Raw genomic sequence first — 26,468 nt, 5'->3', positions numbered from 1 at the left:
CCGCTACGCGGACGCCAGTTCGGCCAGCAGATCGGGCAGCGCCACGGTGGCGATGCCGATCTGGGCATCACCGATCCCGTACGGCAGCACCAGGGTGTCGGCGTGCACCAGCGCACCGCAGGAGTAGACGACATTGGGCACATAGCCGTCCTGCTCGTCGTCGGCGGGCGACAGCAGCGGCCGGCGCAACCGGCCGATGATCTGGGTGGGGTCATCCAGGTCGAGCAGGATCGCCCCGATCCGGTAGGTCCGCATCGGACCCACCCCGTGGGTGAGAACCAGCCAGCCCGCCTCGGTTTCCATCGGCGGACCGCAATTCCCCAGCTGCAACGTCTCCCATGCCAGCAACGGGCGCTGGCACGGCAGCGTCGTCTCCCACACCGAGAGGTCATCGGTGAAGGCGATCGTGTTCGATTCCCGGTCCGAGCGCGACAGTGCGGCGAAGCGCCCGTCGATCCGGCGGGGGAACAGCGCCAGACCCTTGTTCGCAGCGGCATCACCCACCAGCGGCGCGGAGGTGAACGATCGAAAATCGTTGGTGGTCAACATCTGCTGACTGATGTGCGAACCGCTATAGGCCGTATAGGTGGCGTGGTAGATCACCGATCCGTCGTCCTCGACGAACCGCACCAGTCGCGCATCCTCCATGCCGACGGCCTCGGCGGCCATCGCAGGCCAGAGCACCCGTTCGGACAGTTCGGTGTCGGTGGGGAATTCGACGGTGTAGGTGCGGTCCGCGATCTCCCGGATCAGTTCGATCGTCTCGGGTACGTGCATCCAGGTTGCGCGGTGCCGGTACAGCCGTTCGAGTCGCTCATCGAGATCCGCCCGAGTGAACCGCTCGCCGAGCCCGGCGAGGACGTACTCGGTCGCCTCGGCGGCGTGCACACCGAACAGCTCGTGGCGGAAGATTGTCGCGTTCAGGAGCGTCGACGCGACCGTCCCCTCGGTGGCGAACGGTGCCGGTTCATCGATGACGGCACTGCCCGCGGCGTCAACGGTTCCGGTGCGGAAACCGATGGAGGACCGGTGCCCTTCCCCGATTCCCCGCACGCTCATCACGAATCGCAGGCTGCCGTCGGATACACCGCTCTGGTCGGGATGCGCGACGATGCTCGGGTTGCACAGGGCGGCCCCCTCGATCGCCACCTCACTGGTGAATGTCGCTCCCAGCAACAGCATGCGGTCCGCTGACAAACCGATACCGGGATCCAGTCGATCGGTGAGCTCACGCGCATGCTTGCCGAAGGTCACCACCAGATCGCGGTGGCGCCCACTGAATCTCGACAGCACATCGTCCATCGAGGCACTGACTTCGTCCTCGCTCAAGGCCAGCACCCGCCGTAGCGCCGCGCCGGCGCGGGACTCCTGGTCCTCGAAGCCCTCCTGCCCGGGCACGAACAGTTTGGTGATGACGCGGGACCTGTCGGCCACCAGTCGCTGCGGGCTCCGGGTGATCAACGCATCCCGCACCGCCGTCACTGAGGCACGCCGACGAATCGCCGAGCCTGTTGGAAGGTCGACAACAGTGCCAGTGTCGATTCCGCGCCCTGGTTGAGGTTCACGCCGTCGGCGTGCAGACCGTCGAATCCACCACCGGTCTCGGTGTTCCACATGACCGCTCCGGCATCGTTGTCCCCCTGGAACCAGGCCGCCGCCGCCCGCACCGTGTCGGGCCAGATGGCCGCGGCATCCACCGATGCGGCGCGCGCGCAGGCATCGGCCAACGAGGACACCTCGATGGGTTGTTGGTCGAACCCCGGCCGCGGTTCACCGGCGGCCCAGCCGCCGACCGGAGTCGGCGACAGATGACCCTCGGATGTCTCCTGCTCGATCAGCCAGCCCAGCAGGTCCAGCCCGCGTTGGCACAGCGCCTCGTCGCCGAGCGCGGCACCGGCGGCGATCATCGCCTCGGCGAGTACTGCGTTGGCGTAGCTCAGGCGCGGCTCCGGCCACGGCCAGCCGGTATCGCCGTCCGCCGCGGCGAGACCGTCTGCGTAGTCGCCGATCAGCTTGCGCGCGGCGGCATTTCCGGGTTCGGCGCTCAGCAGCTCGGCCGCACCGATGGCCGCAAAGGCCATGGCCCGCGGCCATGTCGAACGGCCGTGCGCGGCCCGCTCGAACTGGATCACCGCCAGCCTGCGGATCAACCCGTTGTCACTGTGCGCGGCGGCGAAGCCCAGACCCCATAGACAGCGGCCCCAGCAGTCGTCGAACGCGTGCGTGTCGGTCCAGCGCCCGGTGTGATCCATGCGGTTTCGGCAACCGCCGAGATAGGCCTGCGCCTCGTCGAGGAACCGCACCGCGACCTTCGCCAGTCCGCGCACGGCGTCGCCGGCATCGGGTTCACGGGTGGTCACCACCAGCACCCTGGCCATGTCGTCGGTGCAGTAGCCGTGCTCGCGCCGGGGCTGCGCACCGCAGGCGTGCTCGAAGGTGCCGCGGTGGTCCGAGAGCGCGAGCAGGTGGTCGAACGTGGGTTCTAGAACGACCATGTGCGCTCCCGTGGCTTCGAGATGCTGTGCGCCACAGCTTGATAGGACCTGGCCACCAGGGACCACGCCATGGTGGGCGCGAGCCGACGCGCCTCGGCGGCCATTCCACCGGCCAGCCTGGGGTCCGACAGCACGGATCGCAGCGCCGCGGTCATCGCATCGGGATCATCGTGGGCGACGATCAGTCCGGCGCCACTGCCGAGCAGCTCCACCGCGTGTGGGAAGGCGGTCGCGACCACCGGACGTCCACTGGCGATCGCGTCCACCAGCACCCCGGAGGTGACCTGCTCGGTGGAGTCGTACGGCAGCACCACCACGGCCGAGGTCTGCGCCAGCGCCGACAACGCCGCCGTGCTGCGGTAGGTGGCGTCGAAGAACACCGAGCCCGCCACCCCGAGGCGCTGCGCCTGTTCGGCGCGTGCTTCCCGGTAGACGTCGCCCTCGTGTGCCAGCACCTTCGGATGGGTCCGGCCGGCGATCAGGTAGCGCGGGTTGCCCCGCAACGTCTGCAGCGACGGCATCGCATCGATGACCCGCTCGATGCCCTTTCCGGGTCCCAGCAACCCCCAGGTCAACAGGGTCGGCCGGCCGGCCCGCTTGCTGGCGGCGACGGTCGGGGCGGTCGATCCGTGCGGGATCGTGGAGATCTTGCGTCGCTCGACGTCGAACCCGGCCCGCAGCAGAGCACCGGCAGAATCGGACATCACGACGACGTGGTGGGCCAGTCGCATCACCGATTCGAGCACCGAACGCTGATGCGGGGTCGGGGTTCTGGGCACGGTGTGCAGCACGACGATGGACGGAACGTTCAGTCCGCCGAGGATATCGACCACTTCGTCGCCGTCGGCTCCGCCGTAGATGCCGAACTCGTGCTGGATGACGGCGACATCACTGTCGTTGAGCAGATCCGCACAGGCGGCCACCGATGCCCGGGACCCGTTGATGAGTTCGCCGACGACGCGACCACTGGGGCTGGGCGGTCCGTCGGCCACCCGCACCACGTTGACGCGCGAGCCGTTGGCGGACAGCCCGTCGGCCAGTGCCGCGCTGAAATTGGCGATGCCGCACGGTGTCGGCGGATAGGTGCTGAGCAGGCCGACGGACGGAGTGCGGCCGCGCGGGCGCTCCAGCACCGAGGTGCCGGAGGAACGAAAAGTGGGTGCGCTGGTAACTGCGGTCAAGGGTGATCCAAACAGACGGATGTCACCTGAGTGTCCGGCGCGAGCTGACGCTCGGCGAGTTCAACGGCGGACGGCTGACTCATCCCGGACCGGCTGGGTTCCCAACTTCCCCCACGTTACACCCCGTGACCTGTGGCTGGGGAATCAACTGTGCCTGGCACGTGCCCGGCGGACGGCCTCGTCGACGACGCGTTCGGCCACTGCGGCCAGCTTGCGGTGCTCGGCCTGACTCATCGCCCGCAACTGGTCGAACGACTCGGCGGCGCTGCGGCCGGTTCGCGATCGAATGATGCCGATCGCCTGGTCGATGACCGGCCGCGTCGCCAATGCCGCCTGCAACTGATCGGTCAGCGTCAACGCGTCGGCGAGGATGCGCGCGTTGTGCACCGCGACCGCCGCCGGCTTGGCGAACAGTTCCCCGAACCGCGCGGCATGCTCGTCGAAACTGTCCTTGCCGTAGGCGTAGGCGGTGATCGCCCCGACCACCCGCCCGGAGACGGCCAACGGTAACGCCAGCGTGCTGTGCACCCCCAGGCGCCCGGCCCGCGGGCCGAACCGCGGCCACGACTGTTCACCACCGAGCGACCCCGACCACACGGTTTGTCCTACTTCCACGGCCGTGATGCCCGGGCCCTCCTGCAGCGTGCGGTACTGGATCTCTTCGAGTTCGGTGACGAACGGCGCACTGGCCGCCAACGCCACCGCGGTCCCGTCGCCGGGTGCACCGTGCATCAACGTCACCCCGACGCCGTCGGCGCCCGGTATCGCGCGGACCGCGGAGGCGGCCACCTCGGCGAGCACCTGCGCCAGTCCGAGGCTGTCGGCCACCAGCCCGGCCAGCCGGGTCAGCCCGGCCTGCAGGTCGGCGGCGGCGGAGGCGCCGTCATCCGGTGCCGGGGACTGCGCCATCGTCGACATCTACACCCGTGACGGGTCGGGACGGTCGGGTAGCGCGAGACGGAAGTTGGTCCGCACCGTCTGCAGGTATTGCCGGGGCAGCGACCCGGTGACATAGGCAATGTCGTACTTCTCGCACAGTTCTCGCACCCGCACGCTGATCTCGGCGTAGCGGTTGCTGGGCAGGTCGGGAAAGAGGTGATGCTCGATCTGGTAGCAGAGGTTTCCGCTCGAAATGGCCAGCACCGGACCGGCTTTGAAGTTTGCCGCGCCCAGCATCTGGCGCAGGTACCACTGGGCCCTGGTCTCATCCTGCAGGGACTCCGGGGTGAATTGCTGGACGCCGTCGGGGAAATGCCCGCAGAAGATCACCACGTAGGTCCACAGGTTGCGCAGCAGGTTGGCCGCGGTGTTGGCGGCCAGCGTCCGCCGCCACCGGCGCATGCTGAGCGCAGGCCAGATGATGTAGTCCTTTGCCACCTGACGGGCCATCTTGGCCAGCATTGTCCGTTTCACCGCACTTTTGGCGTCCTCGGTGTCGGCGCGCTCCATATCGGAGTGATAGCCGTGACGTGCGATGCCCCATTCGAAGATGACGGCGAGCAGCAGGTTGCGCAGGGGTTGAAACAGATGCTCGCGTTTCCACGGTTGATCGCGGGTCACCCGCAGCACCCCGAACCCGAGATCGTCGTCGACCCCGAGGACGTTGCTGAACACGTGATGCCGGTAGTTGTGCGAGTAGCGCCACTGCGACGAGGCGCCCGCCATATCCCATTCCCAGCTGGTCGAGTGGATCTCGGGATCGTTCATCCAGTCCCACTGGCCATGGCTGATGTTGTGGCCGAGCTCCATGTTCTCAACGGATTTCGCGTAGGCCAGCGCGGACGTGCCGAGCAACCACCCGGCCTTGGAGCGGGTTCCGGCGATCGTCAATCTGGCCGCCAGGTCCAGAGTCCGCTGGAAGACGATGGTCCGCCGGATGTAGGACGCGTCCTTGGCACCCAGGGACTCCTCCACATCACTGCGGATGCGGTCCAGCTCGGCCCCGAACGCCTCGACGTCGGCACTACTCATGTTCGCGTACGCCGCGATATCGCTGATTGCCACCTGAGTTCCTGGTCCGATTGTGGGCGGCGGCGGCAAGGGTCCGGACCACCTGTGGAGCACTCCCAGCCTAGGCGTCGACCGGGATCTGCGCCAAGTCGGTACATCGATGAGCAAGACTGGAGTCATGACAGAAACCGCCGCCACCCGCGTCGCGGTCTACCTCGACTTCGACAACATCGTCATATCGAGATACGACCAGGTCAACGGCCGCAACTCGTTTCAGCGCGACAAGGCCAAGGGCCTGGAAACCGAGAAGCTGACCCGCGCCACCGTCGACGTCGGCGCGATCCTGGACTTCACGTCCTCGTTCGGCACACTCGTTCTCACCCGGGCGTACGCCGACTGGTCGGCCGAGGTCAACGCCGGGTACCGCCAGCAGGTGGTGGGCCGCGCGGTGGACCTGGTTCAGCTGTTCCCCGCCGCCGCGTACGGCAAGAACGGCGCCGATATCCGGCTTGCCGTCGATGCCGTCGAGGACATGTTCCGGCTGCCCGACCTGACCCACGTGGTGATCGTGGCCGGCGATTCCGACTACATCGCCCTGGCGCAGCGCTGCAAACGGCTGGGCCGCTACGTGGTGGGTATCGGCGTCGCCGGCTCCTCCAGCCGCGCACTGGCCGCCGCGTGTGATGAATTCGTGGTCTATGACGCGCTGCCCGGTGTGCCGGTGTTCGAGCCCGAACCGGTCACCGAGCCGCCGAAGAACACCCGGCGCAAGAAGGCCGAACCGGAGGAGCCCGACCCGCAGACCGCGGCGACCGCGCTGCTGACCCGCGCGCTGCAGATCGGGCTGGAGAAAGATGACGTCGACTGGCTGCACAACTCGGCGTTGAAGGCTCAGATGAAGAGAATGGATCCGTCCTTCAGCGAAAAGTCGCTGGGATTCCGGTCTTTCAGTGATTTCCTGCGCTCACGCACCGATGTCGTCGAGCTCGACGAGAGTTCCACGACCAGGATGGTGCGGCTGCGCAGCGCGGACTGAGACACGAAAAACCTAAATTCACAAGAAAATTCGCGCAGTCCCCTCCGTGCCGCGCGGGTGTATGGTCGAAGAACAGGGACCACCTCAGGCCCCCTCATCGAAGGGGCCACCATGGCCGACAAGTCTCCGCGTCAAAGCATGACGAAGAAATCCGGTAAGTCTCTCAAGGAGAAACGCGCGGACAAGCGCGGAGATTCGTCCACCAACACGACCGACAACGTCTTCAACAACAAGAAGCGCTGACGCCTCACCGCACGGCCGCGTTGATCTGCGGTGCGGTGATGATCCCGCGTTCCACACCCCACATGGTCGCGATGGTCTTGTACTCGCCCGTCTCGATCAGGTGCTCGAGCGCCTGCAACAGGGGACGCGCCAGCGGTGAACCCTTCGCGACCGGCCAGCCGTAGGGCGCCGAGTCGAACACCTCACCGGCCGGCACCAGCGCCCCGCCGCTGAGCTTGATCGCGAACCCAGTGACCGGTGAGTCCGCGGACATGGCATCTATTTCCCCGGCGATCAACGCGGCGGTCACATCGTCCTGCCGGGCGAAGACCACCTTCTCGATCGGCGCCAGCCCGGCCGCCACGCAGGCGTCACTCTTGGCCGGGATCTCCACCGTTTCCTGAAGCACGCTGTGCGCCACGCCAACCCGCAGCCCGCACGCCGCAGCCGGGTCGATCGAGGAGTCCCGCTGCTGGGCCCAGAGCGTGCCCGCCTCGAAGTAGGTGACGAAGTCGACCAGCTTCTGGCGATCGAGGGTGTCGGTGAACGACGACATCCCGACATCCAGTGAGCCGTCCTGCACCGCGGGAATGATGGCGTCGAACTCGCTCTCGCGGTACTCCGTGGCCAGCCCCAACGTCCGCGCGACCGCATTCATCAGGTCCACATCGAAGCCCACGATTTCGCCCTCGGAGTTGGTGAACTCGTTGGGGGCGTACGGGACGTTGACCCCGATGGTCAGCGTGCCGTCCGCGCGGATGTCCGCGGGCACGCCGGCCGCGATGGCCGGAACCGCACCCTCGGGGAAATCCTGCGTCGACGTCGCATCCCACCACTTCCACGCCCCGACCGCGCCGGCTCCGACGAGCACCAGCACCCCGGCCATCACCAGCGCGCGCTGCGGCAGCCGGCGTCCCCCGCCGGAGCGCGCCGCCATGTGCCGCCCCGAGCCGGTGATCCGCACCGGCGCGGACAATGCCCGCCTGGCTGCTGCCGCCAGCTCCGCACCGGTCTGGTAGCGCTTCTCCGGTTTCTTGGCCATGCCCTTCGCGATGACCTCATCGAAGGCGCCGAGGCGCGCATTGGATTCCGACGGCTTGGGCGCCGGCGACACCATGTGCCCGGCGATCTGCTGCTCCAGGCTGTCCGCGGGGTAGGGCCGCGCGCCGGTCAGGCATTCGTAGAGCACGCACGTCAGCGCATAGGTGTCGGCCCGGGCGTCGGCGAACCCGCCGTCGAAACGCTCCGGCGCCATATAGGCCAGGGTGCCCAGCGTGCTGCCCGCGGTGGTCATGCCGGACTCACCCGCGGTGCGGGCCAATCCGAAGTCGATCAGGTAGGCGAAGTTCGACCGCGTCAGCAGGATGTTGGACGGTTTCACGTCGCGGTGGATCAGCCCCAGCCGATGCGCGGCATCCAGAGCCGAGGCCACCTGCTCGATGATCTGCACCGCGAGCGCCGGATCGAGCGGCCGGTGCGTCTCGGAGAGCAGCGCGCCCAGGGTGCGGCCCTCGATGAGCCGCATGTCCAAGTAGAGCCGGCCGTCGATCTCGCCGTAACCGTGGATGGGCACCACATGCGGGTCGTTGACGCCGGCGGCCGCCTGGGATTCCCGGCGGAACCGTTGCTGGAACACGGAGTCCTGGGCCAGCTGGGGCGGCAGTACCTTGAGGGCGACGACGCGGTCGGTCTTGGTGTCGTAGGCCCGGTAAACCTCGCCCATCCCGCCCCGGCCGATCAGCTCCTGGAGCCGATAGTGACCGAAAGGTGTCGCGTCCACCGGTTTTCCTCTCGGCGCGGGCCCCCTGGCGGCGATATGTCGATCGAAGTTACATCACAGTTGGCAAAAATGTCATGACGGGACAGTTAGGCGGGCGGCAGCTGACGTGGGGAATCGTCCTCGCGCCCGTGCGCGACGCGCTCGCCGATCTGTCGCTGCTCGTCGGATCCGTCGAGCACGACACCGCGGCGCGACTCGATCCGCGGGCGGGACAGGTCCACCCATGCGCGGTCCGTCGTGACCTGCTGGGGGTCCTCGCCACCCTCGGATTCCACCGTGACCCGGTGCGTGCGGCGCATCGTGAAGTGGAACTCCTCGGTCTCCTCGAACACCTGGCGGATCGGCTTGGTGGCGTTATCGATCGCTCCGGCGACGATCGGCGGCACGAAGGGCCGGATGAACCGGACGGCGGCCCTGGTGACGTCGGGAATGAGCGGCACCCCGCCGCCGCGGTGCGGCTCCAGTTCCTTGGACGCTTCGGGGTCCCTCCCTTCGGCGACGGGCAGTGCGGGCCGCGCCGGCTCGGTGGCCTGCACCGGTGCGAGCGCCTCGGCGACCCGGCGGCGCTGCCGCTCGGCGTCGATCTCGTTCTGCGCCTCGATCGCCATCCGCGCGCTGGCCAGCTCCTGCTCGGCCCACAGCTGATCGACCTGTGCGCGCACCTCGGCCCGCTTCACCGCGATCGCGGTGTCGGCCGCGGACTCGGCCTCCACGGTGGTGGCGCCCTGCCACCGCTTCATCAGCAGCGGCAGGATCGTCAACAGCACGAAGAACGCGGCGATCAGGGCGCGCAGCACGAGCGGACCCGGATGGTCCAGCGTGTACGCATTCATCCCCTGCCAGCGGGCACCCAGACCGCCGGTCAGTGCCGCGTCGCGGGCCTGCGCCAACGCCTGCTCCCGCACCGCCGTCTCGGCGTCCAGGCCGGCCGCCCGGCTGTCCCGTTCGGCGATCGCCGTGTCCAGGGCACGGTCTGCCGCGCCGAGGAAGTCGTCGGCGGTCCGGGCACCGGGCCCGGTACCGGGTAACCCGGTGATCCGGCGCTGCGGGCAGTCCGCCGCCGGGTTCACCTCGCAGCGCGCCACCACCAGCGCGTCATCGCGGCGCTGCTCGGCCAGCACGACCGCGTCGTCCAATCCGGCGCGCGCCTGGCGGGCCTGCTCCAGCGAGGCCGCCGCCAGCTCGGTGCGCGGGGAGGCCTGACCGGCCAGCTCCGCGTCGATGGACCCGCTGAAGACCACGACGGCGGCCAGTTCACCGAGCACCAACCCGACCGCGACCCCCACAGCCAGCCGGGCCGGTAACGCCGAGCGCCCGGTCGACACCGCACGTGCGACCACACCGGCCAGCACCCCGACGACGATGCCGCCCGCGATCACGGCCACCGTCGGCCACGTCGTCGAGGCGGCCAGCGCCAGCGCGAAAACCACCGCGGCCACCGCCGCGAGCAGGACTTCTACGATTCGATCGGCACGCATTGAGGCTCCAAAGTGTGGGGTTCTGTGCGGTGCGCCATGCGGAATCCCTCACGCCGGCTGCGAATACCGGGATCATCTCACAGCCCCGAACGTTGCGCTTCGCGCGTACAAGGGCCCGGCATGGTTACGTTGGTCCCCGTGCGAGTCGACGGTCGTGACATCAGCGTCACCGGCAGCCTGCTGCAACCGCTCACCCGTCGCACCAACGAGATCCTGCGGGTGGTGCTGTCGGCGGCCTTCCTCGGCGTCATCATCACCAGTTCACTGATCACCCGCAACGAGTGGGTGAGCCTGGAGCGGTCGGTGTCCGAGATCATCGGCGTGCTCACCCCGACCCAGTCCAACCTGGTGTATCTGGCCTACGGCGTGGCCATCCTGGCGCTGCCGTTCATCATCCTCGTCCAGCTGGTCGTCGGCAGGCACTGGACGCTGCTGGCCGCCTACGCCGCGGCCGGTGTGCTGGCCGTGCTGGCGCTGTCGATCAGCGGCCGGGGCATCGCCGCCCCGCAGTGGCATTTCGATCTGCGTGACCGCCTGGACACCCAGCTGTCCCAGTTCCTCGACGACCCCCGCTGGATCGCGCTGCTGGCCGCGGTGCTCACCGTGTCCGGGCCGTGGCTGTCGCGGCGGCTGCGCCGGTACTGGTGGGCATTGCTGCTGGCCTTCGTGCCGATCCACCTGTTCGTCAGCGCCGTCGTCCCGGCCCGCTCACTGCTGGGCCTGGCCGTCGGGTGGTTCGTCGGCGCGCTGGTGGTGTGGGTCGTCGGCACGCCGGCCCTGGAAGTGCCGCTCGACGGTGCGGTGCGGGCGCTGACCCGGCGCGGTTTCGTGGTCTCGGCGCTGGCGGTCATCCGCCCGCCCGGGCCGGGCCCGCTGGTGCTCGCCGCGACCGGCCCCGACAGCACCGCCGTCGTCGAGTTGTACGGACCGAACCAGCGCAGCGGCGGCGCGCTGAGCCAGTTGTGGCGCAAGTTCCGGTTGCGTACCGATGAGACGGCACCGCTGCAGGCCTCGATGCGTCGCGCCGTCGAGCACCGCGCGCTGATGGCCATCGCCATCGACGATCTGGGGTTGTCCAACATCTCGTCGGTGACGGTGAGCGCACTGGACCGCGGCTGGACGCTGTATGCCCGCAAGCCCGCTCGCGGAACGCCGCTGAGCGCGCACGCGGCTCCGGTGGCCGATGTCTGGCAGGCGCTGCACACGCTGCATCAGAGCCAGATCTCGCACGGCGATCTGTGCTGCGGTGAAATCACGGTGCACGACGGGAAGGTGCAGTTCGGCGGATTCGACAATGCCGAATACGGCGCCACCGACGCCCAGTTGCAATCCGATATCGCCCAGCTGTTGGTGACCACCTCGGCGATGTACGACCCGGCCTCGGCAGTGTCCGCGGCGATCGACGCGTTCGGCCGCGACACCGTGCTGACGGCGTCACGGCGACTCACCAAAACCGCGGTGCCCGCAAGGATTCGCGAGTCGGTGACCGACGCCAAGGCCGTCATCTCCGCGGCCCGCGAACAGGTCCAGCATCAGACCGGCGCCGACAAGATCACCACCGAGACCATCACCCGGTTCACCCGGGTGCAACTCATCCAGCTGGTGCTGTTGGTCGCGCTGGTCTACGTGGCCTACCCGTTCATCAGCACGGTGCCCGCCTTCTTCGACGAGCTGAGCAACGCCAACTGGTGGTGGGCGTTGCTCGGCCTGGCGGTCTCGGCGTTGCGCTACCTCGGTGCCGCGGGTGCGTTGTGGGCGTGCGCCGATGGACTGGTGCGCTTCCGCCACCTGGCGATCATGCAGGTGGCCAACACCTTCGCCGCGACCACCACCCCGGCCGGCGTGGGCGGTCTCGCGCTGAGCACCCGGGTGCTGCAGAAGGGCGGGCTGAGCACCATGCGCGCCACCGCGGCCGTCACGTTGCAGCAGAGCGTGCAGGTGCTGGTGCACGTGACGCTGCTCATCCTGTTCACCGCCGTCGCGGGTACCTCGGCGAACCTGCAGCATTTCGTGCCGAGCGCCACCGTGCTGTACCTGGTGGCCGGTGTCGCGCTCGGCCTGGTCGGTGCGTTCCTGGCGGTGCCCAAGCTGCGGCACTGGCTGTCCTCGGCGGTGCGCCCGAGGCTGCAAGAGGTCAAGACCGACCTGTGGGAGCTGTCCCGGGAGCCCAAACGGCTGGCGCTGATCGTCCTGGGCGCCGCCGGAACGACTCTGGGCTCCGCACTCGCGTTGTGGGCGAGCATCGAGGCGTTCGGCGGGGACACCTCGTTCGTCACGGTGACGGTGGTGACGATGATCGGTGGCACCCTGGCCTCGGCCGCGCCCACCCCCGGCGGTGTCGGCGCGGTGGAGGCCGCGCTGATCGGTGGCCTGGCCGCGTTCGGTGTGCCCGCGGCGGTCGCGGTGCCCTCGGTGCTGCTGTACCGGGTGCTGACCTGCTGGTTGCCGGTGTTCGTCGGCTGGCCGGTGATGCGCTGGCTGACCCGAAACGACATGATCTGACGTTTGCCGGCGCCGGCGTCTGGATACTGGAGAGTGACCCTCGACACCCTGACGATTCTGGAGCGCTCCTGTGCAGATCCGCACGTTCGTCCCGACCGCGCTGGCGGTCGCCGCCACCGCCGCCGTCGGCAGTCTCGCCAGCAAACCGGCCGTGGAGTCGGACTGGTACGCCACCCTGCGCAAGCCGAGCTATCAGCCGCCATCGGTCGCGTTCCCGATCGCCTGGACATCGCTCTACACCGATATCGCCGTGGTGTCGGCCCAGACCCTCGATGACGCTCCGCCGGAGGTACGGCGCACCTACATCCGCTCCCTGGTAGTCAACCTCATCCTCAACGGCAGTTGGTCGTGGTTGTTCTTCAACCGGCGCCAGCTCGGCGCGTCTGCCGTCGCCGCCGGACTGCTGACCGCGAGCAGCGCCGACCTGACCCGCCGCGCCGCCGCGGTGCGTGGGGTCAAGGCTGCGCCGATGGGCCTGTACCCGCTGTGGTGCGCATTTGCCACCGCGCTGTCCACCCATATCTGGGTGCTCAATCGACGCTGAGCGCGGTCCTCACGGCGCAGCGCGGTTCGTCATGACCGGTTCCATCCCTGCCAGAAGCACGTTCACCCAGTGGTGGAACGACCCCGTCGACCACTACTGGGTGCTGAACTTCCTGCAACCACGCGGCTACCTGAAGCCGCTGCGGAGGCTGGTCGCTCTGGGCGGCGTCGCGATGGGTATCGCGCTGGTGCTGGTGCAGTTCACCGAGCTGACGGAGCCGGTGGCGGTGTCGCGCGCCGTGGTCGCGGTCCTGACCGTCGCCGCGTTCGCGTGGCCGATCTACTGGTTGTTCTTCCCGTGGCCGTCGCCACGCACATCGATCATCCTGTTCATCCTCACCGATGTCGGCATCGCCCTGGCATGCGCGACGCACGGCGACCCGATGTCCGCCATGGCCACCACCTCGTTGTTCGCGGTGACCGGGATCTACATCGTGTTCTTCCACGGCCCGCGCGCCGCGGCGGTGCATCTGGTGGTCGTCACGGTCACCGTCCTGGCGGTGGCGGTGTGGCTGGGAGCCTCCGGAGAACCGCACGCGGTGATTCTCGCCGTCTGTAAGGGCCTGGTGTCACTGCTGGTCACGGTCGGCATCCTGCCCTTCGCCCAGTTCGGCTTCTGGCTCATCCGGAACAGTTCGGTGGAGTCGCTCGTCGATGAACTGACATCGCTGGCCAACCGGCGCGGGCTGCAGGACTACGTGTCGCGCCTGACCGCATCGGCCGATCCGCTGCCGGCCGTGTGTGTCCTCGTCATCGATCTCGACAAGTTCAAGGCGATCAACGACCGGCACGGCCACGTCGTCGGCGACCGGGTGCTGGTGCGAACGGCCCACCAACTGCGCGACGTGCTGGGTCGGCGGGCGTTCCTGGCGCGGACCGGCGGCGAGGAGTTCGTCGTCATCGACCGGTTGCCGGCCGCAGAAGCGGCCGAACTGGGCGAGCGCCTGCGCGGCGCGGTGGCCGCCGCCGGGCCGCCCGCGGTGACGGCCAGCGTCGGCGTGGTCTGCGGGCACCTGGACAGCGCCGCCGATTTCGACCGGCTGCTGCATCTGGCCGATACCGCGATGTACGCGGCCAAACGTGACGGCGGAAACCGGCTGGCCGTCGCGCCGCCGTAACAAAACGGCCATACCCGCCGATCCACGGAGATAGGTCATCTATCGTGGCACGACACAACCCAGGGAGTTCCCACAGTGAAAACGTTTGTAGTGGCCGGTGCCGCAACGCTTCTGATGTCCATCGTCGCCGCCCCGACCGCGGCGGCCGCGACGACCTGGGAGATGCCGTCCCTGGAGGGCATGAATCTGGCCGACGCCGAGGCTCTCTACGAGGAGACGGTGGGCGCAGAAGGGCCCTGGCTGGACATCATCAACAACGCGCTGGCGGCATCCGGCGCGGTTGCCGCCCCTTCCATGTGGGAGGTCTGTCTGCAGGCACCCAAGCCCGGCGTCAGTATCAGTGCGAAGTCGTACACGGCGGTCGCGGTCAACCGACCGGGTAAGTGCTAGCACCACCCCGCTCGTAGTTCGGGGCGCACCGAGCCCGGTTATGCTCGGTGCGGCGAATACGCGCGTGCCTGGGTTCGGGCCGGCGACAGGCCAGGACCCTCCATCTTGCAGACAACACAGCACACCCCGGTCACTGTTGCGCCGGTCGCACGGCAGTCCCGGCGCGACCTGGACATCATCGCAACGGTCGCCGTCACTCTCGTCGTCCTCGGCCATTTCTGGTGGGGACGGGTCAGCGGCGGTGTCGACGTTCTGCTGGTGCTGGCGGGCTACTACGTGGGCATCCGGGCGCTGCGCAAACCCGCTGTCCCGGCCCAGATCTGGTGGTGGGCCCGGCGGGTGTTCCCGGCGCTGGTCCTGACGCTGACGGTGTGCGCCGGGTTGACGCTGGCGGTGCAGCCGCAGACTCGCTGGGAGTCGTTTGCCGAGCAGACCCTGGCCAACCTGGGCTTTTATCAGAACTGGCTGCTGGCGACGACCGCGGGCGACTACGTGCAGGCCGGCGAGACCGTCACCCCGCTGCAGCATCTGTGGGCGGTGTCGGTGGCCGCGCAGGTGGTGCTGGCGGTCCTGTTACTGACGTGGTTGATCCGTCGGCGAGCCGCCCTGGTCCCGGTGCTCGCCGCGGCCGCCCTCGCTTCGCTGGTGTGGGCGATCGTGCAGAACGCCGACGATCAAACCGTCGCCTACTACAGCAGCTTCACCCGGGCCTGGGAGGTGCTGGCCGGTGTGCTCGCCGCCTTCGCGGTCGGGCGCGTGCCGTGGCCGCGGTGGCTGACCCGGCCGGCCGTGGTGGCCGGGGTGCTCGCGATCGTGGTGTCGGGATTTCTGGCCGACGGGTTGGCCGACTACCCGGGGCCGTGGGCCCTGGTGCCGGTACTGGCCACGGTGCTGATCATCGTGGGCGGCAGGGAAACCGGAACCGTGCCGTACGCCGGGTGGGCGTTCGCGCTCTACCTGTGGCACTGGCCGCTGCTGATCTTCTGGATGGCGCACACCAACAACGACACCGTGGGCGTCGGCGAGTCCGCGGCGATCCTGGCGGTGGCCGCGGTGGCGGCGTTCCTGACGTGGCGCTGCGTCGACACCCGGTGGTGGCCGTCCTGGCATCCGCTGCTGACCGGCAGCGTGACCGCATGTCTGGTGGCGGCGCTGGCGGTGGCCTCGGTGGGATGGGGTGACCACGTCCAGCGGGTCCGGGACAGCGGCTCGGAGCTGACCGCCCTGTCGATGCGTGACTATCCGGGCGCGCGGGCGGTGCTCGAGAACCGCAAGACCCCCCGGCTCCCGGTCCGCCCGACCGGGCTCGAGGCGCCCGATGACGTCCCGCCGACCACCATCGACAGATGCCTGGCCGACTTCGGCGGCGAGGAGGTGGTCACCTGTGTGTACGGCGACCCGCACGCCGCCAGGACGATCGCGCTGGCCGGCGGCTCGCACTCCGAGCACTGGCTGAGCGCGCTGCACACCCTGGGCCGCGAGCACGGCTTCCGGGTGATCACCTACCTGAAGATGGGCTGCCCGCTGACCACCGCGGAAGTGCCGATCATCGCCGGACCGTTCACGCCGTATCCGTCGTGCCGCACCTGGTCGGATAATGCGATGGCGCAGATCATCGCCGACCGTCCCGACTACGTGTTCTTCACGACGACGCGGCCGGTGCTCGACGGCCCCGGCGATTACGTGCCGGACTACTACCCCGGTATCTGGGAGGAGTTGTCGGACAACGGCATTGCCATGCTGGGGATCCGGGACACCCCGTGGATGTTGCGCGAGGGCCGGTTCTTCTCCCCCGTCGACTGTCTTGCGGCCGGCGATGACGCCGACACCTGTGGGCTGGCTCGCGACGAGGCGCTGCAAGAGCGCAATCCGACGCTGGATTACGCGGCCGACTTTCCGATGCTGCAGCTACTCGATCTCAGCGACGCGGTGTGCCGGCCGAACATCTGCCGGGCCGTGGAGGGCAATGTGCTGATCTATCACGACGCGCATCACCTGTCGGGGACGTACGTACGCTCGATGGCCGAGGAGCTGGGCCGCCAGCTCGCCGACGCCACCGGGTGGTGGTGACCTCGGCGCCAGATCCGGGCTACGAGCAGGCGTTGGCGACCATATCGTCCCAGGTGTTGCGGGCCGCGTCGTATTCGCGCACCACGCCGAAGTCGACATCCGCTGCGCTGGTGATCTTCTCACCGGCCGCGGGTGACTGGTCGCATACCAGCCAGTCGGCCAGGCTCAGCTGCTTCTGCTTCATACCCTTGATGTTGTGTGAATGCATTTGCAGCGGAATGCCGTTCGCCGCCGCGGTCACCGCGTCCTCGGCTTCCTGCAGGTTCATCCCGTCGAGGCTGGGCATCACGAAACCGGCCGCGGCCTGAGCCGGCGCGGCGAAGCCGATGACGGCCGGCAGCAGCAAAGTTGCCGCGCCGATGGCGAAGGAGCGTTTCTTCAACATGGTGTGTCCCTAGATGTCGTTGCCCGCGGTAACCGGGGCCATGCCAGTGGGGTCGAAACAATCTGACGCTGAGCGACGTTCACCGTTGTAGGCTTGGTCTGTCGCGGCTACCGCGCTGTAGGGCCGACGATTCGCACAGCGTCACATCCCCGGACCTGTACATACCAGTGCGACGCGCTGTGAGGATTCTGGCTAACCGCTGTCACGCAATACAGCGACCTCGCAGCGGGCTCACAGAAACTACCGCGACCCGTACTCCAGCGCCCGCTCGGCCGAATCCACGCGCCCATTGCTCAGGATGGTCAGCGTGTCCGGGCGGACCTCGTATCGGGCGCCGTCCGCCGGGTTGACCGCATCGAATCCCCCGTCGGCGGGGACAGCGTTCGCCAACCGCACGTTGGCGCCGTCCCGCAACCGTTCGCCGTGGTAGTAGTAGCCGCCCGACGACCCGTCGCAGATGACCGCCAACGAGGACGCGGTTCGGATCGCGGCCACCAGCGCATCCCCGGCCTCGCAGCGCGCCGCGTGGCCGACGAAGCCCTGCTCGTCGGCGCCCGACACGCCGGCCAGGGCGGTGGCGCTGGTCGTCGTGGTCGAGGGCGGCGCGGAGGATGACGGCGGCACCGCCAGCGGGCGCTGCGACCGCGAGCCGTCGCCACCGGTGAACACGATCGCCGCGGCCAGCCCCGCGGCCACCGCGAGCGTGCCGATCGCCCCCAGCAGCAGCCCCGTCTGCGAACGGCCGAAGCGGGCCTTCCCGGCCGGGGCCGGCGGGTGCGGGACGTAGGGGGTGGGCGCAGCAGCCTGCAGTTGCCGGGTCGGCGGCGGTGTCTGGCGTGCCGGCGGACCGTGCCGCGCCGCGGCCGCAGCGCGGGCGAGTTCACCCGCCGCGCCGTACCGATCGGCGGGATTCTTCGCCATCCCCCGGGCGATGACATCGTCGAACGCGGGGCTGATCCCGTGGCGCTCGACACTCGGCCGAGGCGGCGGCGCGAACATGTGCGCGCTCATCACCTGCCGGATGTCGTCGGCCTCGAACGGCGCGCGGCCGGTCAGACACTCGAAGAGCAGACACGTCAGCGAGTACACATCCGAGGCCGGGCCACCGGGCGTGCCGTTGAGCCGTTCGGGAGACATGTACGCGCACGAACCGATGACCAGCCCGGTCTTCGTCACGGTCGCCTCACCGCCGCCGTAGGCGATGCCGAAGTCCACCAGGTAGGCGAAATCGTCATGGGTGAGCAGCACGTTCTCCGGCTTGATGTCACGATGCACCAGGCCGACGGCGTGCGCGGCGTCCAGTGCCGCAGCGATCTGCGCGATGATCGCGACCGCACGAGCCGGCGAGAGCACCCCGTTGACCCGCACCAGCTCACGCAGGCTGGGCCCCTCCACCAAGCGCATGTCGATGAAGAGCACACCGCCGATATCGCCGTAGTCATGCACCGGGATGACGTGCGGCTCCTGCAACCGGGCCGCGATGCGCGACTCCCGCCGGAAACGGGCCTGAAAGCTCGGATCCGCCGCCACATCGGTGCGCAATACCTTGAGCGCCACCATCCGCTCACGCCGGGTGTCGTAGGCGCGATACACCTCGCCCATCCCGCCGATACCGATCACCGACCGCAGCTCGTACGGCCCGAACCGGGTCCCCACACTCGGGTAGCCCATGCCTGCCGTTCACCCCTTCGCGGCCACCCCGCCGCGACCGAAGTCACACCGGTACAAGCCAATTGCTTCCCGTGCAGGCTACACGCCGGCCCAGAACCTGCCCGAACCGTCGAACGTGTGTTCTAATGACCACCGAACCGCGAGCCCGCGCCGTGCGGGCGATGATGACGAAGGAGTTCGCCGTGACGATGACACTGACCACTCCGGTTGCCGAGACGTTGCCCACCACCTCCGACGATGCTGCGCAACCGCCCGTCGACGAGGCACCCAAGAAGCCGGCGGCCAGGAAGACGGCCGGCAGGAAGGCCAAGACGATCGAGCTGGTGCTGACCGTGACCGGCACCGCCGACGGCGAGTGGCGGGCCGAACTCAAACAGGGCGCCAGTTACCTGGCTCGTGACCTCGCCGTCGCAGCCGCCGCCGTGTCCCGCGCGGCCAGGGAACTGCACGACGATCTCGCCACGCCGATCGATTCGATCATCGAAGAGGCGCGAATTCAGCAGGCCGCCAAGGTCTCTGCGCTCGAAGCCGAACTCGAGGCCGCCCGCAAGGTGCTCGCCGACCTGGACTGACGGCGAAGATCGGGGTACAACCCCCCGGCACGCGCAGGCCATTCCCCGCCCGGCGGTGAGATGGATCACTGCGCATCGCCGGAATCCCGCCCGGCCATCCGGGCTTGTAGCAGGTAACTGCCACCTCTGCACCGAAGCGATGGCACCGCGGATTTCGGAACGGGGAACCTCATGAGCACATCGTCACAGAGCTGGGGCATCAAGGCCGCACGGTCGGCCATCTTCGCCGCGATGGCGGCATTCGCTGTCGCCGCCGGCCTGTTTGCCGGCCCGGCCGCGACCGCCAACGCCGCCGACGATTCCTGTGTGGATGTCGCGGTGGTGTTCGCCCGCGGCACCTTCGAGGGACCCGGTGTGGGCGCCACCGGCCAGTCGTTCGTGGATGCGCTCAGTGCGCGGCTGCCGGGCCAGTCGGTCAGCGTGTACGGGGTGAACTACCCCGCCTCACTGGACTTCGGGCGGGCCGTCGACGGTATTGCGGACGCCACCAACAAGATTCAGCAGATCGCTGCTGACTGCCCCAACACCGAGATCGTGCTGGGCGGTTACTCGCAGGGCGCGGCTGTCGCCGGCTACAGCACCAGCAGCAGCGTGCCCGCCGGATTCGTCCTGCCCGCCGGACTGGCCGGTCCGATGCCCGCGTCGGTGGCATCCCATGTGTCGGCCGTCGTCCTGTTCGGCACCCCCAACAACTGGGTCCTCAACGTCGCCGATCGCGGCGCCCCGCCGATCGCCATCGGCGATCTGTACGCAGGCAAGACCCTGCAGCTGTGCGCCGTCGGAGATCCGATCTGCTACCCGGGTGGGCTGGACCGGTCCGCACACAGCTCCTACAAGAGCAACGGGATGGCCGTGCAGGCAGCGGACTTCGTGGCCGGCCGACTGGGTGTCCCGGCCCCCGCCGCACCAGTCGTGCAGGCGGCCGCGCAGATCGGTTGATCCCGGCGACATGAATCAGGCCCCCTCGTGCGAGGGGGCCTGATTTCTGCGTGCACTGCTACTCGGAGTCGGTACCCGTGTCGCTGTCGGCGGACGGCTTGGGAGACGATGCCGATGGCGAGGACGTACCGGCGACCGCGACGGACCGCGGGGAGACCTTCGCCGACCGCGGAGAGGTCAGGCGCGCCCGCCGGACGGGTGCCTCGTCCACCTCTTCTTCGACACCCTCAAGGGCGGCGGCCGCCGCCAACTCGTCGACGGCTTCCGGTTCGTCGACCTGAACCTGCGCCGTCGCGACCCGGGCGTTCAGCGTGGGCGCGCCGTTGAGCTCCTCGTCGCGATCCTCCATGGCGTCGATGATCTCGGTCGTCGTATCCGGCGCGGTGACGACGGGCGGTTCGCCGGGCTCCTCGGGGTCGGGGTAGTTGCCCGCGAGGATCTGGCTTGCCTTCTCGAATCCCGCGGCGACGGCCTGCAGCTGCTGGAAAATTTTCTGCGGGGACGGCAGGAACCCGACCTTGCCGGTCTCGTACATGCCGGTGCTCTCGACCATCGGCTGCAGGATCGCCTGGAACGCGTCGATGATCCGGGTCGGTACACCGAGGATCTTCAGCGGCATGAGCAGCGGCATCACCGGGCTGTTCACCCGCACCGTGACGACATTGCCGTCGACGGTGACGATATTTTCGGGATCCTCGAAATCGAAGTTCTCCAGCCGGGAATGCTCGAAGATGAATCCGGCCGCCAGCTGAATCCAGCTCATCGGATTGAACAGGTACTTGGGGAAATAGGCGATCGGGTCGTACTCGCGATTGACCCGTAGATAGGTCCCGTCCGGCAGCTGGATGGCACCGCCGAGGACATCGGATCCGAAGGTCGGCTCGTCCGGTCCGTAGCGGGCGAAGATGCCGGTGCCGGGGGTGTTGGAGTCACCGTAGAAGACCCCGAACACGCTGGACATGTCGTAGCCGGTGGCCGCCACCCGGGTCAGCGCCTCGGCGGCGACGCGGCCGCCGAAGGACCCGGTATTGATCCCGCTGACGATGGTCGACGGATCCCGCGCCAGGATCAGCTCGGTCAGCCAGGTGGCGCCCGCGTCGACCGACGCCGCCGTGACGGTTCCCGGATAGCGCGTCGGATCGTTGAGCACCGTGAGGTCCTGGATACGGCGCCAGACACCGCCGTCCTGGGTGTCGAGCGCGCCCGGCGGGAACTGGACCCCCGCACCCGGCACCGCGAACAGCGCGAGCGCGGCCAACGCGACGTCCTGGGCGGAGACGACCCGGTGCTGCTGCTGCACCACGGTCGGCACCGGCCGGCTCACCGGCTGATCGACGATCCCGGCGGCGAGCAACGCCGCCACGGCGGGCACCGCGACGACCCTCGCTGCTCGGCTGTGTTTCTTGGCGCGATGACGTGCACTCACGGCGGCTCCTCTTCGGGCTCTGTCGTCGCTGAAAGGGACCAGACGGGTTGATGATTCGCGTTCCCCCGCGACGCCATACCCATTCAGCCAGGCATTTTCGGTGTGACCCTACGTCATGTACTGCTGATGTTCCCGGCAAGTAAATTTGCCCAAATCGCGGCATCACGTTCGCTGCCGCGGCGGCGCGCACCGGCCGCGCAGCGCGGGCAGACCGCGGCCGGCCCGGTTGCGGGCGCGCCGCGCAGTGATGTTCGAGAAGCGTTCGCTCGCACCGTTGATCAATTCCGCGCTCCGCGGGGTAGATGCTGAGCTCACCGCGGTGCGGGCGCACAGACCCGGCGCGGACCGGCCGTTGCCAGCCGCTGCCGACGATATTGACGGTTGAGTTAGCGGGGCCGGCGCGGCCGTCGAGCGGACGCACGAGCGCCCCCGCCCCGGGTCCTCCGTTGCTGCACCCGCATACGGGTGGCACCGGACCCCGAAAAATTCACCCGAACGACGGACGGCCTCTGCCCTACTCCGTGCGCGGGCCACCCTCCGGCGCGCCGTCCGGTGCGCGAACGCACCGAGCGGATAGTGCGTCCACCGGCTATTGCAGCAACGTCTCACAGCACCACTGCGGGTGATTTGGCCCCCGGCCGACCAGACCGACGCAGCACCTCGCTCCCCGACGACGGACGCAATATTTGCGCAGGACAGTGCGGGGGTCGACGCCCGCGACAATTAATTATCCCGTTAGTGCCGCGCCCACCGTCGCGATGCCGCACACTCAGCAGGCGGTGACACCAGCAATCCCACCGCCTCAACGGATGGGATTTGCATGGATCACGCACGGTACGTCGGGCGCGTCGGGGCATTGGCGGTCGCTCTCGGGGTGGGAGCGGGCATCGTATGGGCACCGGGCATCGCGCTCGCCGATCCGTCCGACAGCGGTGGCTCGACCACTTCGAGCGACGACGGCGCAGGCGGCGGCGACTCCGACACACCCGGCACGCCGTCCACCGGGGATGACGCGGCGGGCCCACAACCGGACCGGGAGCCTGCCGACGAGGACGACGCGGACGCCAAGAAGTCCCTGTCGGTCATGACGACGAGATCCGTGGCCGGCATGGGTCGCCCGCAGGCGACGGGGTCGTCTACCCGCACCTCGCGGGTGACGGAGCAGGAGCCCGCCGACGCGGCGGACATCGCACCGGCTCGCGCGGGCGTCGCGTCTGCGACGGCGGCGCCAGACCCGCAGGACATCCCGGCGGCCACCGCGCCCGAGGCCGCACCCGCCGCACCCACCCTGCGCACCGTCACCACCATTGATGCCGGCCCGGGCCCGCGTCCACTACAGGTGCTGCTGGCCGCGCCGGTGCGCATCTTCGATTCGATCGTCAGCGCGCTGCTGGGGCCGGCCGGTCCGCGCACGCCTGCGCCGACCACACTGTGGGCGCTACTCGCGTGGACACGCCAGGAGCTGCACCGGACCTTCTTCAATCGCGCGCCACGTCTGGCCGCCGCACCTGTCGACGTCGAGCAGGTCGACGACGTCATCACCGGCACCATCGTCGGCACCGACCCGGACGGCGACCCGCTCACCTTCTCGGTGACACCGGTGACCGCGCAGGGTGGCACCGTCACGGTCGACGGCGCCGGCACGTTCACCTATGTCGCGCCGGCGGGCTGGAACGGCACCGATGCCCTGACGGACAGCTTCACGGTGTCGGCGGCCGACAAGGGGTTGCACATTCACGGCCTGGCCGGGCTCCTGTTCGGGACGGGACACGTCGCCAGGCGCGTCGTCACGGTCCAACTCATCGGCGGTATCGCCGGGGTGACCGAGACCATTCCTGTCGCCGTACCACCGGGCTGGACGAACCCGCGCACCATCGTCGGGCCCGGCGGGACCGTGGCGATCACCCAACGGTTCGGATCGGGCACGCCGGAAGACCCGTTCACCACACAGATCCTCGTGCAGGGCCCCGGACGGCCACCGGTCACGGCGACCGCGGCGGGTGTCGTGTATTACGGCGCGCCGCTCATCGCCGGCGACGGCACCGTCCACGTGACGACGGTGGTCTATGCGGCGGGCACTCCCACCATCACCGAATTCACGGTGACCACGCTGCGACCCGGCGCGTCGCCGGTGGCATGGACGGTGGCCGGAGCTCCCGTCGGCGGACCCACCCTGACCGGTGCCGGTGTCTTCGTCCTGACGGCGGCGACCGGTGGCGGCGCCCCCGATGACACGCAGACGACGGTCACGATCATTCGCGACGGCCAGCGAAGTGAGGTTCTGACCATCGCGGGCGTCACCCAGGACCAGGCAGCCATCGGGGCGGACGGCACCATCGCGTTGGCCGCGACCAACGCCTCGGGGGGCGCGACCATCGGCGTGCTCCGACCGGGAGCCGCCGCCGAGTACCTCGATCTGCCCGCAGCCCTGCAGGGGGCCGTCACCGTCGCCGACGACGGCACCATCGTCTTCACGACGGTGGGCATCACGGGCTTCGCGGCCCGAGCGGCATCGACGACGACGCTCTGGGTCTGGCGCCAGGCGAACAGGCCGTGGCGAACACCGCCGCGGGCACTCTCGTACAGGTGGTCACCGGCGGTGGCGGCACGGTCGCGTACGTGACGACCACGGGCAGCGGAACGGTAGACGACCTCATCACGACAACCGTCACCGTGCTGCGTCCGGGATCTCCCGACCGGGTCTCGACCGTCGTCGGCACGCTGGTCTCCAGCGTGGTCGCCGGCGCCGACGGCACGGTGGCGTTCCACACCTACGCGGGGCCGGCGAACGCATTCGTCACCGACGTGACGGTGACGATCATGCGTCCGAATGGAACCGTCGAATCACTCACGAGGACGACCAACCAGATCTACCGGATCCGGCCGGCCATCGGGCCCGACGGCACCGTGGCCTCGATGTGGGGCAACAACGGGATGACGATTGCGGTGTTCAGGCCGGGTCAAGCACCGATCATCGTGACCAACCCCAACGGCATCAGCATCGACCCCCGGATCGGCAGCAATGGCACGGTCGCCTTCACCGTTGGCGAAGCCGCGCCCACGGGAGAGCAATACAGCCAGATCGTCGTGTTGCGCCCCGGGCAGAACACCTTGACCGCCTCGACGATCGGCTCCGCGTGGGGAGAACCCACGATCACCGGTGACGGCACGGTGGTGATCTCCACGCGCGTCGACAGGAACCTCAGCTACATCACGGTGCTGCGCGCCAACGGGGACTATCTGATCGTTCCGGCGCCCGGTTTGATCAGCAACGCTGCGCAGGTCGGACCGGACGGAGTCATCTACCTTCCGACCGATGTGGACGGCACCAGCGTCAACATCACCATCGTGAATACCGCCAACCGCTACGTGACGCTGAATCTTCCGGGACGGGCGTCCGGCTTCTCGATCAAGGCCAACGGTGGCGGAACGGATTTCGTCACCGTGTCCCTGGATGCCTCGGGGTCGGTGAGCTACATCATCAATCGGGTCTTCGTGGCCACGGTCGCGTGATCGCCACCAAGATCTCGGAGCGGCTCGCGGTCACCTTCGGATAGCGATCCGTGGTGCCGGAAAAACACGTCAGGCCCCCTCGATGAGGGGGCCTGACCGGTGTGGCAGGTACAGGATTCGAACCTGTGTAGGCGTAAGCCGACGGATCACGACGGCACGCTGATCCGTCGGCGACGGTGAGGCGCGACAGAGCCGAAGTCACTGCCCCCGAACTTCAGCCGCGGACGGAAAGCGACTCGGGCTCAATCCCCAAACCCGCCAGAGTTCGTCAGTGCATCGGACAAGCGTCAGGATCTTCACGTCATCAATCGGGGCCGCTGCGAACGCAACAGCCGCCCGCTGGACGTTAGGCACGAACTTGACGTACGCGATGTCACGGTCGCCAGGGCACCGCTCGACGAACTGAGTCATGCCGTGGCCACGCAGAATCTCTTCAGCCTGATTGAAGTCACCCCACATCGACGGGTCCAGGGTGAGGTTGTGCAGCGCCGTCAGGAATTCAGGCCTGTTACTGAGCGCCTGGCACCACATGAATGCCGCTCCGCGTGGCTCGTCAGGAGTCGGTCCGCCACGCGGGAAGAACGCTTTCAAGACCTCATCTTCTGCGCGGATCTCCAATGGCAGTGGATCGCCAGCCTGGTGACCGCTCTGACGCACCTCAGCATGCATCGCCGAGCGGGCGAAGACGGGCACCGTCCGCTCGAGACCGAGGTAATACTCGGTGACGGTGAACTGCGGCCGGGTGTAGGCCGCACGATGCTGCTGAAGACAGGCCAGAACGGCGGCCTCGGCGAGATCAAGTTGGTCTTGAAGGAAGTCGTCAGGATGAACGACCTCAATGTCGTACCGCGCCAACGCTTCCGGCGGAAAGTCGCGAGTGTTCGCCGTGACAATGAGCGCGGCCCCACCCCGAACAGCTGCGGCCGCAACGTGACGGTCCTTGGGATCGTTGGTCATCGCGGATACAAGATGCTCGAACCCGGTCACCGTCGCGTTGGGGAATGCTGACGCCATCTGCGCGATCCGACGGGCAGCCTTGTTGGGCTCGATCCCGAGCTTGACGACATTGCGTTCGACCTCGGCAAGCAGTTCGTCTGACCACAGCGGTTCGAACAGTTCAGCGTCGGCGATGCGCAGTAGAAGGTCCGCAAGTTGGTAGGGCACAAGGACGCAGGCATCAAGAAACACCCGGATTCG

At 68.5% G+C, this 26,468-nt stretch carries 21 protein-coding genes; 10 read left to right on the top strand and 11 right to left on the bottom strand.

Annotated elements, in window-relative coordinates; translation table 11 throughout:
• Nucleotides 1–3 precede the first annotated feature (3 nt).
• From C6A86_RS04185 to C6A86_RS04165, 5 genes are all read right to left on the bottom strand, one after another.
• Nucleotides 4–1,482 (bottom strand): glycoside hydrolase family 130 protein, encoded by a 1,479-nt coding sequence (locus tag C6A86_RS04185; protein ID WP_199196348.1) that lies wholly within the window; start codon nucleotides 1,480–1,482, stop codon nucleotides 4–6.
• A complete protein-coding gene (locus tag C6A86_RS04180; protein WP_105365240.1) occupies nucleotides 1,479–2,495 on the bottom strand; it encodes a glycosyltransferase in 1,017 nt (338 codons plus the stop codon). Before C6A86_RS04180 ends, C6A86_RS04185 begins: the two co-directional genes overlap by 4 nt.
• Nucleotides 2,483–3,625: a glycosyltransferase gene (locus C6A86_RS04175; protein ID WP_105365248.1), complete on the bottom strand. Its 1,143-nt coding sequence runs from the start codon at nucleotides 3,623–3,625 to the stop codon at nucleotides 2,483–2,485. Before C6A86_RS04175 ends, C6A86_RS04180 begins: the two co-directional genes overlap by 13 nt.
• Before the next feature lie 195 nt (nucleotides 3,626–3,820).
• Nucleotides 3,821–4,585, bottom strand: a complete 765-nt coding sequence (locus C6A86_RS04170) for a GAF and ANTAR domain-containing protein (protein WP_199196347.1) — start codon at nucleotides 4,583–4,585, stop codon at nucleotides 3,821–3,823.
• Between the two features lie 9 nt (nucleotides 4,586–4,594).
• Nucleotides 4,595–5,680 (bottom strand): fatty acid desaturase, encoded by a 1,086-nt coding sequence (locus tag C6A86_RS04165; RefSeq protein ID WP_105365238.1) that lies wholly within the window; start codon nucleotides 5,678–5,680, stop codon nucleotides 4,595–4,597.
• A gap of 124 nt (nucleotides 5,681–5,804) precedes the next feature.
• On the opposite strand from C6A86_RS04165, the gene C6A86_RS04160 reads away from it, so the two are divergent.
• Entirely contained in the window at nucleotides 5,805–6,662 is an 858-nt protein-coding gene (locus tag C6A86_RS04160; RefSeq protein ID WP_105365237.1) for an NYN domain-containing protein, read from the top strand.
• Between the two features lie 247 nt (nucleotides 6,663–6,909).
• Here the strand turns inward: C6A86_RS04160 and C6A86_RS04155 are convergent, their stop codons facing one another.
• Complete coding sequence (locus C6A86_RS04155; RefSeq protein WP_105365236.1) at nucleotides 6,910–8,664, bottom strand: bifunctional serine/threonine-protein kinase/transporter substrate-binding domain-containing protein; 1,755 nt, start codon at nucleotides 8,662–8,664, stop codon at nucleotides 6,910–6,912.
• A gap of 86 nt (nucleotides 8,665–8,750) precedes the next feature.
• A complete protein-coding gene (locus C6A86_RS04150; RefSeq protein ID WP_105365235.1) occupies nucleotides 8,751–10,142 on the bottom strand; it encodes a DUF4407 domain-containing protein in 1,392 nt (463 codons plus the stop codon).
• A gap of 138 nt (nucleotides 10,143–10,280) precedes the next feature.
• Here C6A86_RS04150 and C6A86_RS04145 point away from each other — a divergent pair, with 138 nt between their 5' ends.
• The 5 genes from C6A86_RS04145 to C6A86_RS04125 all read left to right on the top strand — a co-directional run bounded on the left by C6A86_RS04145 (nucleotide 10,281) and on the right by C6A86_RS04125 (nucleotide 16,765).
• Nucleotides 10,281–12,644 carry a lysylphosphatidylglycerol synthase transmembrane domain-containing protein gene (locus C6A86_RS04145; protein WP_105365234.1) on the top strand — a complete coding sequence of 788 codons (2,364 nt, stop codon included), beginning with the start codon at nucleotides 10,281–10,283 and terminating at the stop codon, nucleotides 12,642–12,644.
• A 70-nt stretch (nucleotides 12,645–12,714) separates the two neighbouring features.
• Nucleotides 12,715–13,188 (top strand): TspO/MBR family protein, encoded by a 474-nt coding sequence (locus C6A86_RS04140; protein ID WP_105365233.1) that lies wholly within the window; start codon nucleotides 12,715–12,717, stop codon nucleotides 13,186–13,188.
• Nucleotides 13,189–13,219: 31 nt separating this feature from the next.
• Nucleotides 13,220–14,305 carry a GGDEF domain-containing protein gene (locus tag C6A86_RS04135; protein ID WP_105365232.1) on the top strand — a complete coding sequence of 362 codons (1,086 nt, stop codon included), beginning with the start codon at nucleotides 13,220–13,222 and terminating at the stop codon, nucleotides 14,303–14,305.
• Nucleotides 14,306–14,380: 75 nt separating this feature from the next.
• Nucleotides 14,381–14,695, top strand: a complete 315-nt coding sequence (locus C6A86_RS04130; RefSeq protein ID WP_142407053.1) for a hypothetical protein — start codon at nucleotides 14,381–14,383, stop codon at nucleotides 14,693–14,695.
• 105 nt (nucleotides 14,696–14,800) lie between these two features.
• Nucleotides 14,801–16,765 carry an acyltransferase family protein gene (locus C6A86_RS04125; RefSeq protein WP_105365230.1) on the top strand — a complete coding sequence of 655 codons (1,965 nt, stop codon included), beginning with the start codon at nucleotides 14,801–14,803 and terminating at the stop codon, nucleotides 16,763–16,765.
• A gap of 19 nt (nucleotides 16,766–16,784) precedes the next feature.
• On the opposite strand, the gene C6A86_RS04120 is transcribed toward C6A86_RS04125, so the two are convergent.
• Complete coding sequence (locus C6A86_RS04120; RefSeq protein WP_105365229.1) at nucleotides 16,785–17,150, bottom strand: PASTA domain-containing protein; 366 nt, start codon at nucleotides 17,148–17,150, stop codon at nucleotides 16,785–16,787.
• Nucleotides 17,151–17,390: 240 nt separating this feature from the next.
• Entirely contained in the window at nucleotides 17,391–18,821 is a 1,431-nt protein-coding gene (locus tag C6A86_RS04115) for a serine/threonine-protein kinase (protein WP_105365228.1), read from the bottom strand.
• Between the two features lie 182 nt (nucleotides 18,822–19,003).
• Here C6A86_RS04115 and C6A86_RS04110 point away from each other — a divergent pair, with 182 nt between their 5' ends.
• Nucleotides 19,004–19,393 (top strand): DUF6319 family protein, encoded by a 390-nt coding sequence (locus tag C6A86_RS04110; protein ID WP_396835257.1) that lies wholly within the window; start codon nucleotides 19,004–19,006, stop codon nucleotides 19,391–19,393.
• A gap of 171 nt (nucleotides 19,394–19,564) precedes the next feature.
• Entirely contained in the window at nucleotides 19,565–20,332 is a 768-nt protein-coding gene (locus C6A86_RS04105) for a cutinase family protein (protein ID WP_105365227.1), read from the top strand.
• Between the two features lie 58 nt (nucleotides 20,333–20,390).
• Here the strand turns inward: C6A86_RS04105 and C6A86_RS04100 are convergent, their stop codons facing one another.
• Complete coding sequence (locus tag C6A86_RS04100) at nucleotides 20,391–21,758, bottom strand: PE-PPE domain-containing protein (RefSeq protein ID WP_158263314.1); 1,368 nt, start codon at nucleotides 21,756–21,758, stop codon at nucleotides 20,391–20,393.
• 820 nt (nucleotides 21,759–22,578) lie between these two features.
• On the opposite strand from C6A86_RS04100, the gene C6A86_RS04095 reads away from it, so the two are divergent.
• Nucleotides 22,579–24,381 (top strand): Ig-like domain-containing protein, encoded by a 1,803-nt coding sequence (locus C6A86_RS04095; protein WP_105365225.1) that lies wholly within the window; start codon nucleotides 22,579–22,581, stop codon nucleotides 24,379–24,381.
• Nucleotides 24,378–25,271, top strand: a complete 894-nt coding sequence (locus C6A86_RS04090) for a hypothetical protein (RefSeq protein ID WP_158263313.1) — start codon at nucleotides 24,378–24,380, stop codon at nucleotides 25,269–25,271. Before C6A86_RS04095 ends, C6A86_RS04090 begins: the two co-directional genes overlap by 4 nt.
• A 198-nt stretch (nucleotides 25,272–25,469) precedes the next feature.
• On the opposite strand, the gene C6A86_RS04085 is transcribed toward C6A86_RS04090, so the two are convergent.
• Complete coding sequence (locus tag C6A86_RS04085) at nucleotides 25,470–26,459, bottom strand: PIN domain-containing protein (protein ID WP_311101033.1); 990 nt, start codon at nucleotides 26,457–26,459, stop codon at nucleotides 25,470–25,472.
• Nucleotides 26,460–26,468: the final 9 nt, after the last annotated feature.

Origin of the sequence: Mycobacterium sp. ITM-2016-00316, from assembly GCF_002968335.2 — a bacterium.
Taxonomy (GTDB): Bacteria; Actinomycetota; Actinomycetes; order Mycobacteriales; family Mycobacteriaceae; genus Mycobacterium.
The sequence above is the reverse complement of the archived record's forward strand: the minus strand, read 5'-3'. Positions and strand labels throughout refer to the sequence as shown.

Bases quoted from the DNA above. Each gene is read 5' to 3' on its own strand.
- C6A86_RS04180 (WP_105365240.1), bottom strand. From the start codon at position 2,495: ATGGTCGTTCTAGAACCCACGTTCGACCACCTGCTCGCGCTCTCGGAC.
- C6A86_RS04170 (WP_199196347.1), bottom strand. From the start codon at position 4,585: ATGGCGCAGTCCCCGGCACCGGATGACGGCGCCTCCGCCGCCGCCGAC.
- C6A86_RS04160 (WP_105365237.1), top strand. From the start codon at position 5,805: ATGACAGAAACCGCCGCCACCCGCGTCGCGGTCTACCTCGACTTCGAC.
- C6A86_RS04150 (WP_105365235.1), bottom strand. From the start codon at position 10,142: ATGCGTGCCGATCGAATCGTAGAAGTCCTGCTCGCGGCGGTGGCCGCG.
- C6A86_RS04135 (WP_105365232.1), top strand. From the start codon at position 13,220: ATGACCGGTTCCATCCCTGCCAGAAGCACGTTCACCCAGTGGTGGAAC.
- C6A86_RS04120 (WP_105365229.1), bottom strand. From the start codon at position 17,150: ATGTTGAAGAAACGCTCCTTCGCCATCGGCGCGGCAACTTTGCTGCTG.
- C6A86_RS04115 (WP_105365228.1), bottom strand. From the start codon at position 18,821: ATGGGCTACCCGAGTGTGGGGACCCGGTTCGGGCCGTACGAGCTGCGG.
- C6A86_RS04105 (WP_105365227.1), top strand. From the start codon at position 19,565: ATGAGCACATCGTCACAGAGCTGGGGCATCAAGGCCGCACGGTCGGCC.
- C6A86_RS04095 (WP_105365225.1), top strand. From the start codon at position 22,579: ATGGATCACGCACGGTACGTCGGGCGCGTCGGGGCATTGGCGGTCGCT.